The organism is Variovorax paradoxus (assembly GCA_016806145.1).
Taxonomy (GTDB): domain Bacteria; phylum Pseudomonadota; class Gammaproteobacteria; order Burkholderiales; family Burkholderiaceae_C; genus Variovorax.
On record CP063166.1, the window covers coordinates 6082317 to 6095475 of the forward strand.

5 protein-coding genes, 2 tRNA genes and 2 rRNA genes are annotated in these 13159 nt (G+C 62.7%); 2 read left to right on the plus strand and 7 right to left on the minus strand.

Annotated elements, in window-relative coordinates; translation table 11 throughout:
* Window positions 1–12: 12 nt before the first annotated feature.
* From INQ48_28490 to INQ48_28505, 4 genes are all read right to left on the minus strand, one after another.
* Window positions 13–2883, minus strand: a 23S ribosomal RNA gene (locus INQ48_28490).
* 317 nt (window positions 2884–3200) lie between these two features.
* Window positions 3201–3276, minus strand: a tRNA-Ala gene (locus INQ48_28495).
* A 40-nt stretch (window positions 3277–3316) separates the two neighbouring features.
* Window positions 3317–3393 (minus strand) — tRNA-Ile (locus tag INQ48_28500).
* An 89-nt stretch (window positions 3394–3482) separates the two neighbouring features.
* Window positions 3483–5017, minus strand: a 16S ribosomal RNA gene (locus INQ48_28505).
* Together the 16S and 23S rRNA genes with 2 tRNA genes alongside form the textbook arrangement of a ribosomal RNA operon.
* Window positions 5018–5612: 595 nt before the next feature.
* Between INQ48_28505 and INQ48_28510 the strand changes: the two genes are divergently transcribed.
* Both INQ48_28510 and INQ48_28515 read left to right on the plus strand, forming a co-directional pair.
* Window positions 5613–7511: an ATP-binding cassette domain-containing protein gene (locus INQ48_28510; GenBank protein QRF57198.1), complete on the plus strand. Its 1899-nt coding sequence runs from the start codon at window positions 5613–5615 to the stop codon at window positions 7509–7511.
* 97 nt (window positions 7512–7608) lie between these two features.
* Window positions 7609–9390, plus strand: coding sequence for a phospholipase D family protein (locus INQ48_28515; protein QRF57199.1), 1782 nt, complete (start codon window positions 7609–7611; stop codon window positions 9388–9390).
* 25 nt (window positions 9391–9415) lie between these two features.
* Here the strand turns inward: INQ48_28515 and INQ48_28520 are convergent, their stop codons facing one another.
* From INQ48_28520 to INQ48_28530, 3 genes are all read right to left on the minus strand, one after another.
* A complete protein-coding gene (locus INQ48_28520) occupies window positions 9416–10321 on the minus strand; it encodes a copper chaperone PCu(A)C (protein ID QRF57200.1) in 906 nt (301 codons plus the stop codon).
* 44 nt (window positions 10322–10365) lie between these two features.
* Window positions 10366–12660, minus strand: a complete 2295-nt coding sequence (locus INQ48_28525; protein ID QRF60937.1) for a TonB-dependent receptor — start codon at window positions 12658–12660, stop codon at window positions 10366–10368.
* A 117-nt stretch (window positions 12661–12777) separates the two neighbouring features.
* The gene (locus INQ48_28530; GenBank protein ID QRF57201.1) at window positions 12778–13149 is read right to left on the minus strand and encodes a hypothetical protein; all 372 of its coding nucleotides are present in this window, start codon (window positions 13147–13149) and stop codon (window positions 12778–12780) included.
* Between the last annotated feature and the right edge of the window lie 10 nt (window positions 13150–13159).

Sequence of the window (13159 nt, forward strand, 5' to 3'; positions counted from 1 at the left end):
GATCAAAGTTATAGGGTCAAGCCGCACGAGCAATTAGTATCAGTTAGCTTAACGCATTACTGCGCTTCCACACCTGACCTATCAACGTCCTGGTCTTGAACGACTCTTCAGGGGGCTCGAGGCCCCGGCAGATCTCATCTTGAAACGAGTTTCCCGCTTAGATGCTTTCAGCGGTTATCTCTTCCACACTTAGCTACTCGGCAATGCCACTGGCGTGACAACCGATACACCAGAGGTGTGTCCACTCCGGTCCTCTCGTACTAGGAGCAGGCTTCCTCAAATCTGCAGCGCCCACGGAAGATAGGGACCAAACTGTCTCACGACGTTTTAAACCCAGCTCACGTACCTCTTTAAATGGCGAACAGCCATACCCTTGGGACCGGCTACAGCCCCAGGATGAGATGAGCCGACATCGAGGTGCCAAACACCGCCGTCGATATGAACTCTTGGGCGGTATCAGCCTGTTATCCCCAGAGTACCTTTTATCCGTTGAGCGATGGCCCTTCCATACAGAACCACCGGATCACTATGTCCTGCTTTCGCATCTGCTCGACTTGTCAGTCTCGCAGTTAAGCACGCTTATGCCATTGCACTATCGTCACGATGTCCGACCGTAACTAGCGTACCTTCGAACTCCTCCGTTACGCTTTGGGAGGAGACCGCCCCAGTCAAACTGCCTACCATGCACTGTCCCCGATCCAGATAATGGACCTAGGTTAGAACCTCAAACACACCAGGGTGGTATTTCAACGTTGGCTCCACAAGATCTAGCGACCCTGCTTCAAAGCCTCCCACCTATCCTACACAGATCTGTTCAAAGTCCAATACAAAGCTACAGTAAAGGTTCATGGGGTCTTTCCGTCTTTCCGCGGGGAGATTGCATCATCACAAACATTTCAACTTCGCTGAGTCTCAGGAGGAGACAGTGTGGCCATCGTTACGCCATTCGTGCAGGTCGGAACTTACCCGACAAGGAATTTCGCTACCTTAGGACCGTTATAGTTACGGCCGCCGTTTACTGGGACTTCAATCAAGAGCTTGCACCCCATCATTTAATCTTCCAGCACCGGGCAGGCGTCACACCCTATACGTCCACTTTCGTGTTTGCAGAGTGCTGTGTTTTTAATAAACAGTCGCAGCCACCGATTTTTTGCAACCCATTCATGCTCCGTTGTTCACTTCACACTAATAGGGCACACCTTCTTCCGAAGTTACGGTGTCAATTTGCCGAGTTCCTTCTCCTGAGTTCTCTCAAGCGCCTTAGAATACTCATCTCGCGCACCAGTGTCGGTTTGCGGTACGGTCGTATACAGCTGAAGCTTAGTGGCTTTTCCTGGAACCTCGTTCAGTCACTTCGCGAGCAAGCTCGCTCGATCGTTGGCCTCGGTATATGTGCACCGGATTTGCCTAATGCACGCCTACATCCAACTAAACCGGGATATCCAACACCCGGATGACCTATTAAGATCCGTCCCCACATCGCACTGTATAACGGTACAGGAATATTGACCTGTTTCCCATCAGCTACGCATCTCTGCCTCGCCTTAGGGGCCGACTCACTCTACGCCGATGAACGTTGCGTAGAAAACCTTGCGCTTACGGCGAGGGGGCTTTTCACCCCCTTTAACGCTACTCATGTCAGCATTCGCACTTCTGATACCTCCAGCACGCTTTACAACGCACCTTCACAGGCTTACAGAACGCTCTCCTACCACTTGCAATAAATTGCAAATCCGCAGCTTCGGTAACTGGCTTAGCCCCGTTACATCTTCCGCGCAGGACGACTCGATCAGTGAGCTATTACGCTTTCTTTAAATGATGGCTGCTTCTAAGCCAACATCCTGACTGTTTTAGCCTTCCCACTTCGTTTCCCACTTAGCCAATTTTAGGGACCTTAGCTGGCGGTCTGGGTTGTTTCCCTCTTGAGTCCGGACGTTAGCACCCGGTGCTCTGTCTCCCAAGCTGTACTCTTCGGTATTCGGAGTTTGCCTTGGTTTGGTAAGTCGCCATGACCCCCTAGCCAAAACAGTGCTCTACCCCCGAAGGTAATACTTGAGGCACTACCTAAATAGTTTTCGGAGAGAACCAGCTATTTCCAAGTTTGTTTAGCCTTTCACCCCTATCCACAGCTCATCCGCTAGTTTTGCAACACTAGTCGGTTCGGACCTCCAGTACCTGTTACGGCACCTTCATCCTGGCCATGGATAGATCACTTGGTTTCGGGTCTACACCCAGCGACTGATCGCCCTATTCGGACTCGATTTCTCTACGGCTTCCCTATTCGGTTAACCTTGCCACTGAATGTAAGTCGCTGACCCATTATACAAAAGGTACGCAGTCACCCTTGCGGGCTCCTACTTTTTGTAAGCACGCGGTTTCAGGATCTATTTCACTCCCCTCCCGGGGTTCTTTTCGCCTTTCCCTCACGGTACTAGTTCACTATCGGTCGATGATGAGTATTTAGCCTTGGAGGATGGTCCCCCCATATTCAGACAGGATTACACGTGTCCCGCCCTACTTTTCGCTAGCTCAGTACCACACAAGTCTTTTAACGTACGGGGCTGTCACCCACTATGGCCGGCCTTTCCAAGCCGTTCTGATAAGTCTTGTGCTATCACTAGCAGGCTCTTCCGATTTCGCTCGCCACTACTTTCGGAATCTCGGTTGATGTCTTTTCCTCGAGCTACTGAGATGTTTCAGTTCACCCGGTTCGCCTCGCATGACTATGTATTCATCATGCGATACCTTTCGGTGGGTTTCCCCATTCGGAAATCTCCGGATCAAAGCTAATTTGCCAGCTCCCCGAAGCTTATCGCAGGCTATCACGTCCTTCGTCGCCTATCATCGCCAAGGCATCCACCACGTGCTCTTATTCACTTGACCCTATAACTTTGACGTTTCTTCACAGAAACCAAAGTCAATCAAGGAATTGCCAGGTCTTTCACCTGGCGCGTTATGCCGTCTTCATAAATCGATTTGACTCGAAATTGAAGTTCATATTGACGCAATCAAAAATTCAAGTTGCTGACGGCACGGTGAGCCATGAAGCTCTTTCCGTCAGCAACGCTGATTCAACTCTATGAATTTTTAAAGAACAGCCGATTGATCAGGAGATCCCGATCAACAACAAAGAAGCCTCATGCCTTCGCAGGAAGCCGCTTTGGTGTTGAAACGTTCCGAGGGGAACCGATGATTGGTTGTGGTGGAGGATGACGGGATCGAACCGACGACCCCCTGCTTGCAAAGCAGGTGCTCTCCCAGCTGAGCTAATCCCCCAAATCCCTCAGTTTTCTCTCACACGAGGTATCAGAAGATTTGGTGGGTCTAGTTGGGCTCGAACCAACGACCCCCGCCTTATCAAGACGGTGCTCTAACCAGCTGAGCTACAGACCCATTCGCCAATCGCCTTCAAAATCGAAGACAACCGACTTCTTCCAACAACCGATAAGTGTGGGCGTTTAAATTAAATTGCTTGTTTCCAGAAAGGAGGTGATCCAGCCGCACCTTCCGATACGGCTACCTTGTTACGACTTCACCCCAGTCACGAACCCTGCCGTGGTAATCGCCCTCCTTGCGGTTAAGCTAACTACTTCTGGCAGAACCCGCTCCCATGGTGTGACGGGCGGTGTGTACAAGACCCGGGAACGTATTCACCGTGACATTCTGATCCACGATTACTAGCGATTCCGACTTCACGCAGTCGAGTTGCAGACTGCGATCCGGACTACGACTGGTTTTATGGGATTAGCTCCCCCTCGCGGGTTGGCAACCCTTTGTACCAGCCATTGTATGACGTGTGTAGCCCCACCTATAAGGGCCATGAGGACTTGACGTCATCCCCACCTTCCTCCGGTTTGTCACCGGCAGTCTCATTAGAGTGCCCAACTGAATGTAGCAACTAATGACAAGGGTTGCGCTCGTTGCGGGACTTAACCCAACATCTCACGACACGAGCTGACGACAGCCATGCAGCACCTGTGTTACGGCTCTCTTTCGAGCACTAAGCCATCTCTGGCGAATTCCGTACATGTCAAAGGTGGGTAAGGTTTTTCGCGTTGCATCGAATTAAACCACATCATCCACCGCTTGTGCGGGTCCCCGTCAATTCCTTTGAGTTTCAACCTTGCGGCCGTACTCCCCAGGCGGTCAACTTCACGCGTTAGCTTCGTTACTGAGAAAGTGAATTCCCAACAACCAGTTGACATCGTTTAGGGCGTGGACTACCAGGGTATCTAATCCTGTTTGCTCCCCACGCTTTCGTGCATGAGCGTCAGTACAGGCCCAGGGGATTGCCTTCGCCATCGGTGTTCCTCCGCATATCTACGCATTTCACTGCTACACGCGGAATTCCATCCCCCTCTGCCGTACTCCAGCAATGCAGTCACAGATGCAGTTCCCAGGTTGAGCCCGGGGATTTCACAACTGTCTTACATTACCGCCTGCGCACGCTTTACGCCCAGTAATTCCGATTAACGCTTGCACCCTACGTATTACCGCGGCTGCTGGCACGTAGTTAGCCGGTGCTTATTCTTACGGTACCGTCATTAGCCTTCTTTATTAGAAAAGGCCGTTTCGTTCCGTACAAAAGCAGTTTACAACCCGAAGGCCTTCATCCTGCACGCGGCATGGCTGGATCAGGCTTGCGCCCATTGTCCAAAATTCCCCACTGCTGCCTCCCGTAGGAGTCTGGGCCGTGTCTCAGTCCCAGTGTGGCTGGTCGTCCTCTCAGACCAGCTACAGATCGAAGGCTTGGTGAGCCTTTACCTCACCAACTACCTAATCTGCCATCGGCCGCTCCATTCGCGCAAGGTCTTGCGATCCCCTGCTTTCATCCGTAGATCGTATGCGGTATTAGCACAGCTTTCGCTGCGTTATCCCCCACGATTGGGCACGTTCCGATGTATTACTCACCCGTTCGCCACTCGCCGCCAGGATTGCTCCCGCGCTGCCGTTCGACTTGCATGTGTAAGGCATGCCGCCAGCGTTCAATCTGAGCCAGGATCAAACTCTATAGTTCGATCTTGATTTGCGCCTGATCTCGCGATCAAGCAAAACTCACAAAAACGGAATTGAAGTGAACTTCACTTCTATTCTCATGAGCGTTTTAAGTCTTGCGACTTGTTCCGAAGAACTTACGCAATTACCTTCAAACGCCCACGCTTATCGGCTGTAATTTTTTAACGATCACCGAAGCAACTTGTCGTTTACTTCGTCTTGTTCGCTGCGATCAGCGAAGCCTTGTAGTCTAACACGGTTTTTAAAGAACCGTCAAAACTTTTTTCATCTTCTTCACCGCTTGACTCCAACTCGATGACTTTCGTCATCACCGCCGAAGCCAGTCAGCGAAGCCCTCGATTATGCACAGATTTCTCAACATGCGTCAACTTCGAGAGAAGTTTTTTCGACTGCTTCATCAACCTGCCCTCGGCTTTCGCCTTCGGGCCTGTCGACCTGATTTTGCGTTGCCGCATCGTCAGCCCAGCCAGCGAGTATATGCCATTTATTCGGCACTGCAAGAGCGCCGCCAACAAATCGACCGCCCGGCTTTCCTGCCTGCGGCAGCGCTACGCGCTGCCGCAGGCAGAACAGGCTCCTCGGATAATCCGCCCCACATGGCACTCATCACACTCCTCGACGCCCAATTGGCGTTCGGTCACGTCCCGCTGCTCGATCACACGGACTTCTCTCTCCTTGAATCGGAGCGCATCGGCCTGATCGGCCGCAATGGCGCGGGGAAGTCCTCCCTGCTCAAGATACTGGGGGGACTGGAGAAGCCCGACGACGGCGCCCTCCAATACCAGCAGCACCTGCGCGTGTCCTATGTGGCGCAGGAACCCGCCCTGGACATGGAGGCCGACGTGTTCACCGCCGCCAGCGCCGGCCTGTCCGAGGTGATCGCCGTGCGCGACCTTTATCTGTCGGGTGCGGACGGCCTGGACCTGGACGCCCTCCAGTCCCAAATCGAGGCCTTCGATGCCTGGAACTGGGAGCAGCGCGTCGAAGAGACGCTGCACCGCCTCCATCTGGACCGCAATGCCCGCGTCGGCAACCTGTCGGGCGGCACCCGCAAGCGGGTCGCCCTGGCACAGGCCCTGGTCGCGGCGCCCGATGTGCTCCTGCTCGACGAGCCCACCAACCACCTGGACCTCGACTCCATCGAGTGGCTCGAACAGCTGCTGATCGACTTCAAGGGCAGCGTGGTCACGGTGACCCACGACCGCAGCTTCCTGAACCGCGTCGCCACCCGCATCGTGGAACTCGACCGCGGCAAGCTCGGCTCCTACCCCGGCAACTTCGAGCAGTACCTGCTCCAGAAGGAAGAGCAGCTGGCCCAGGAGGCGGTGATCAACGCCAAGGCCGACAAGCTGCTGGCGCAGGAAGAGGTCTGGATCCGCAAGGGCGTCGAAGCCCGCCGCACCCGCAGCCAGAGCCGCATCGGCCGCCTCGAGGCGCTGCGCGCCAACCGCAGCGCCCGCCGCGAGGTGCAGGGCAGCGTCAACATGGACGTGGCCACCGGCCAGGCCAGCGGCAAGATCGTGGCCGAGCTGACCGAGGCTTCCAAGTCCTTCGGCGAGAAGACCGTGATCCGCAACTTCAGCGGCACCATCCTGCGCGGCGACAAGATCGGCCTGCTCGGCCCCAACGGCGCGGGCAAGACCACGCTGCTCAAGCTGATCCTCGGCGAGCTCGAACCCGACAGCGGCAAGATCCGCCGCGGCACCAACCTCGAGGTCGCCTACTTCGACCAGATGCGCGACAAGCTCGACCTCGACGCCACGCTCGAGGACTTCATCAGCCCCGGCAGCGAATGGATCGAGATCGGCAGCCAGCGCAAGCACGTCAAGAGCTACCTGTCGGACTTCCTGTTCTCCCCCGCGCGCGCCAACTCCCCGGTGCGCTCGCTGAGCGGTGGCGAGCGCAACCGGCTGCTGCTGGCGCGCCTGTTCGCCCGCCCGGCCAACGTGCTGGTGCTCGACGAACCGACCAACGACCTCGACATCGACACCCTGGAACTGCTCGAAGGCCTGCTGCAGGACTACGACGGCACGGTGTTCCTCGTGAGCCATGACCGCACCTTCCTCGACAACGTGGTGACCAGCACCATCGCCTACGAGGGCGACGGCCGCTGGCGCGAGTACGAGGGCAGCGTGCAGGACTGGCTGATCCAGTCCCGCCGCGCGCGCGAGATCGCCGAGCAGCGCCTGGCCGCGACCGCCACGCCCGCCGTGGCGCCCCCGCCGCCCGCCGCCGGCGTGGCACCGGCCCCCGCCAGCGCATCGCGCAAGAAGCTCAGCTACAAGGAGCAGCGTGAGTTCGACGCCCTCCCCGCGCTGATCGAATCGCTGGAAAGCGAGCAGAAGCGCATCGCGGAGATCCTGGCGCTCGACGGCGGCGCGATCTACGCCACCGATGCCTCGCGCGCCACCGAGCTGGCCGCGCGCCATACCCAGATCGACGACGAACTGCTGAGCGCGATGGAACGGCAGGAGGAATTGGGCGCGAGCCGCTGAGTCCGCCTGCCGTCCGACGCCGGGCGGCCGCGACCTCGGCTATACATGCGGCTCCCACCCAATCCAGACAACAGAAAGCGCCGGGGGAGTCCACCGCATGCCGTTCATTCCAGCGTTCCTCGGCCGATCGATGGCGGCGGCCCTGCTGCTCGTCCTCGGCGCCTGCGCCCAACTGCCCCAGAACGTGGACCGCCCGGTGTCCACCGCGCTGGCCTCCCCGGCCGGCACGCCGCTCGCCACGCTGGTCCAGGAGCGCCGCCGGGCCGACGCGGCGCGCTACGAATCGGGGTTCCTGCTGCTCGCGGGTCCGCAGGCGGCCTACGGCAGCCGGCTGGCGCTGATCGACGGCGCCCAGAAGACGCTGGACCTCCAGTACTACGCCATCCACGTCGACGCCAGCACCGGGCGCCTGGTGCGCGGCCTGCGCGCCGCGGCCGAGCGCGGCGTGCGGGTGCGCATCCTGCTCGACGACTTCCACAGCACCGGCCGCGACGCGCTGGTGCTGGGCCTGGCCTTCGTGCCGAACATCGAGCTGCGGCTGTTCAACCCGCTCGCGGGCGCGCGCGGCTCGACCTTCAGCCGGCTGCTGAACTCGGCCGGCGACGCCTCGCGCATCCAGCAGCGCATGCACAACAAGCTGTTCCTGGCCGACAACGTGCTGGGCGTGACCGGCGGGCGCAACCTCGGCGACGCCTACTTCGGCAACTCGCTCAACGGCAACTTCATCGATGTCGACGTGCTCGCGGCCGGCCCGATCGTGCAGGACCTCTCGCGCAGCTTCGACAGCTACTGGAACAACGAGCGCGCCTATCCGGCGCAGTCGCTGGTCTCGCGCGAGGAGCTGCAGGCGATCCGCGACCGTGCGCGCCAGACCGACCGGGAGCTGGCCGAGGAATCGGCCCGCGCGCGCGACGCCGACGCCGCCCCGGCGACCTCCGGCGATCAGCCCAAGCCGCCCGACGGCGAGCCCCGCCCCGACGGGCCGCCCACCGCCGCGCAGCGCGCGCGCGCCTGGGACGAGAAGCCGCTCGACCTGCGCAGCGCGCGCTTCGTCTGGGCCCCGGCCGCGATGCTGGCCGACCAGCCCGGCAAGATCCCGGCCGACGTGCCCGGAGGCCCTGACGGTGCCCGCGCGCCCGGCCTGGTGGTGAGCCAGCCCGAGGACAAGCCCAGGGTCTCGCGCAGCGCGGCCGCGCTCACGGCCGATTCGGACTTGGCGGCCGGCAGCGAGACGGTGGTCGAGGGGCTGCTGCAGCTCATCGGCCAGGCGCGCTCCGACCTGCTGATCATCTCGCCCTACTTCGTGCCCGGCGCCGACATGAAGCAGGCCTTCGCCGCCGCCCGCGCGCGCGGCGTGCGCATCCGGGTGCTGACCAACTCGCTGGCCTCGAACGATGCGCCGGTGGCCCACGTCGGCTACGCACGCCACCGCGAGGAGCTGCTGAAGATGGGCATCGGCCTGTACGAGCTGCGCAGCGAGCAGGCCGGCCTGGGCAGCGCCTTCGGCGGCTCCACCGGCTCGACCGGCGGCAGCAGCGTGACCGGCGAGTCGCGCGCGATGCTGCATTCGAAGGTGCTGGTGATGGACGGCCGGCTGCTGGTGGTCGGCTCGATGAACCTCGACCTGCGCTCGCAACTGCAGAACACCGAGATCGCGCTCCTGATCCGCAGCGGCGAGTTGTCGGGCCTGGCGGCCGAGCAGATCGAGCGCGGGCTGCGCGAGCGCGCGTGGCATGTCGAACTGGTCGACGGCTCGCTGGTCTGGCACGCACCCGAGGGCAGCGGCCTGCCCGACAGCCGGACCGAGCCCGATGCCAGCCTGAGCCTGCGCCTGCTGCTCAAGCTCTTCGGACCGCTGGCGCCGGACCAGTTGCTCTAGCTAATCCGGCGCCGCGGAAGCGGCCTCAATGCTTGTGCTGATGCGCCGCCCCGCCCGCGTCGGCACCGGCCGGCGCACCCACGGGCAGCGTGACGTCGAGCGCGGTCTTCACGCCCTTCGCGTCCTCGAACTTCAGGGTCAGCGGCACGTTCGTGCCCTTGGCGACCGCGCCCTTCAGGTCCATCAGCATGACGTGGAAGCCGCCCGGCTTGAGCTCCACCGTCTGACCGGCCGGCAGGTCGAGGCCGGCGCTCAGCTCGCGCATCTTCATGGTGTCGCCTTCCATCTTCATCTCGTGCACCTCGGCCACGCCGGCCGCGGGCGTGGAGATGCTCACGAGCTTCGTGCCCGTGGGCGAGGTCAGCTTCATGAAGGCGCCGGTGCCGCTCTGGCCCGGCACCGACTGGCGCACCCAGCCGTCGCGCACGTCGACCGTGGCCACGCCCTGCGCCACCACATCGAGCTTGGCGGCCGGGCGCTTCAGGCCCGCGGTGGACTTGCCCGAGGCCGGCACCTCGGCCCAGTCGGCGCTGCCCACGTCGCAGGTCTGCAGCACCTTGAACCACAGCGTGCCCGGCGTGGCCGGCGCCTTGCCGCGCACCACGAACTCGGCCTTCTCGGTGCCGGGCAGCGCGGCCTGCGCGTTCTCGGCGGTCCAGCGCACCTCGCCGCCAGCGCCCTTCTGCACATCGAGCTTCCAGCCCTTGCGCGCCTGCGCCTCGCTCAGCACGAAGCCCGGCGGCAGCTTCACCGCCAGCCCGGTGGTGGCCTTGGCGCCCTCGCAGGCATGGCCGACGCGGAAGGCGGCGTCGTAGTCGCTGCCCACGGTGACGCCGCCGGGCGGCAAGGTGACATGGGCCAGCACGGCGGCGGCGCTGCCGGCCAGCAGGACGGCGGCGGCGACGGTGCGCAGGGTGAGGTGACGGTTCATGAGGGGTACTCCTTGAGGAAAGACGGTGGAAGACAGGGCAGGCGTCAGAGGTCGAACTTGAGTTCGCCCACGTAGGTGCGCTGCGGATAGGGGTGGAAGGCCCAGTACTTGTTGTTGTTCAGGTTGTCGATGCCGAAGGATGCGCTCCATTGGCGATCGATGCGGTAGCGCACCCGCAGGTCGGCCACGAAGAACTTCGAGAAGCCCATGTAGGCGAAGCCATTCGGGTCGCTGTTGTCGAGCGTGCCGTACTGCTTGCCGCTGTAGCGCATGCCCAGGGTGTAGCTCCAGTTGGCGTCGGGCCGGTAGGTGGCCAGCAGGGTGGCGCGCACCTTGGGCACGCGCGGCTGCTGCTGGCCGACGCTGGCCGGAAAGCCGCGGTTGGCCGTGATCTTCGAGTTCGCGAGCGTGAGGCTGCCGCCGAGGTCGAGGCCGCGGATGCCGACGTCGGTGGCGTTCAGCGCCACCTCGAGCCCGCGGGTGCGGATGGCATCGACGTTCTGCACCGTGCTCACGAGGTTGGTCAGCGCCTGGCTGTAGAGCGCGTCCTTCGTGCGCTCGAAGAACAGCGTGGTGCGCAGCACGCCGTCGAGCCCCCAGCCGTCGAGGCCGCGTTCGGCGCTGAGCTCGGTGGTCCACGAGCGCTCGGGCCGCAGGTTGGGGTCGGTGTTGACGATGCGGTTGCCGTCGATCGAGCCCTGGTAGAGCTCGCTCACGGTCGGCATGCGTACCGCGCGGCCGGTCGAGGCCTTGAACAGCCAGTCGGATGTGGCCTGCCAGGCGATCGCGGCCTTGGGCGAGTCGTAGCTGTTCCTGCGCGGCGCGAAGTCGAGCAGACGGGTCGCGTTGCCGAGCTGGCCGCCCCAGGCCTCCCAGCGCTCGTGGCGCAGGCCCAGCGTGGTCTTCCAGTCGCGCGCGAAGCGCCAGGTGTCCTGCAGGTAGAGCGACTGCAGCCGGGTGTTGCCGTTGAAGGCCGAGAACGGCGTGACCGGCGGGCCGCCGATCCAGTCGACGGTGGTGCCGACGCTGGTGCGCAGCCTGGCCGCGTCCTGCTGGAAGCCGAAGTCGACCACGTGCGCGCCCACGCCCTCGGCCGAGCCGGTGGGCCGCCAGGTGCCCGCGGCCTTGAAGGTGTGCCAGCCGCTGCCGCCCATGTCGGTGGTGCGGCCCGGCCCGCCGAGGAAGGCGCCGGGCAGCGGCGTGGTCGGCGTGCGCGAGGTGTCGCTCGCGTAGTCGAACAGGCTGGCCGCCACTTCCCAGTCGAACACGCCGCCGCTGTGGCTCTTGACCGAGAGGCCGTGCATGTAGTGGGTGAGCCGGGTCTCGGTCGGCACCAGCGCGCCGCTGGGCGCGTCGAGGTTGTAGCTGCGCCCGGCGATGTTGACCCGCCCGCCGTAGACCGGCAGGCCCAGCGGATCGCGCAGCCAGGTGTCGACGCTGCCGTGCGTGGTGTTGTTCCAGGCGCCCAGCGTGTAGGTGGCGCGCACCGTGGGCGAGAAGTCGTAGGCCAGCTTGAGCTTGGCCTGTTCCTGCGTGGTGTCGTAGATCGTCGCGCCGCCGACCAGCCACCAGGGCTGGTTCGACGGATTGAGCCCCAGCACCGCGCCGGTGACCGGGGTGCCGGCATTGCCGAGCGTGCCCGCGCTCAGCAGCCGGTTGCCGAACACCAGCGCCTGGCCCTTGCTCTGGGTGCGCGAGGCGCTGAGCCACCACGACCAGTCGCCGCTGCGGCTGCCCAGCGACAGGTCGAGCTGCTGGCCGGCCGGCGAGGAATGGCTGTTGTAGAGGTCGAAGTTCGAGACGAAGCCGCTGAGCTTCACGTGGGCCTCGAACTTCTCGGGCATGCGCGTCACGTAATCGACCACCGCGCCCACCGAGTTGCCCGGGTAGGCGGCCGAGAACGGCCCGTACAGCACGTCGACGCGTTCGATCTCCTCGGGCGAGACCATGCCCCAGCGCGGCGCGTAGGTGGCGCCGTTGCCCAGCGGGTTCGACAGCATGATGCCGTCGGCATAGACCATCGAGCGCGCGCTGTTGCCGGTGCCCGAGGCGCGCGTCGCCAGCACCGCGTGGTTGAAGTCGCCGATGTAGCGCTTGCGCACGACCAGGCTCGGCAGGTACTTCAGTGCGTCCTCGCTGTCGGTGGCGTTCACCGTCTCGACGATCTGCGCGTGCGTCGTGCCTTCGATGGTGGTCGGGATCTGCGCCGGCAGCGAGGTCGGCCGGCCGCCGGTAACGGTGATGGCGCCGAGCGCGCGCTCGGCACCGGCGCTATCGGCCGCCGGCGCGGGTTGCGCCCAGGCGGGCGCGCCGAGCGAGGCGCCCAGCGGGAATGCCATGGCGATCGCCACGGCGCGGGAATGCTTGTTCACAGGGAGGCTGCTCCACGAAACGCTGGCCAGGAAGGACCGGAGACGCCCGTCGAACGGGCGCATCCAGCCATGGACTCGAGGGTTTCAGGAGCGCGAAGGCGGTCCGCGCGCGGGCAGCGGCGCCGCGGTGGCCGCGGCCAGGCGCGCGGCGGGAATCGGCTGGAGCACGCGCCCCAGCGGCAGGGGAAGGTCGAGGCTGGCGACCGGCGGCACCGGCGGCGGCGCGCCGGTCAGCACGCACAGCGGGCAGTCCATGTGCGAGACGCCCATTTCCTGCACGCCGTCCTCGGTGTGGACCACCGCCTTGACGGCGCCGGCGCTCGAGCAGACCAGCTCGATCGCCTGCGGATGCACCAGCGGCGAGGCGATGGCCGCGCCCAGCGAGAGCGCGAACCACAGCAGCACCCAGCGGCCGGCGAGGCCGAGGAAGCGGGTGTGGCGGCGCATCAGGTGCATGGCGGGCGCG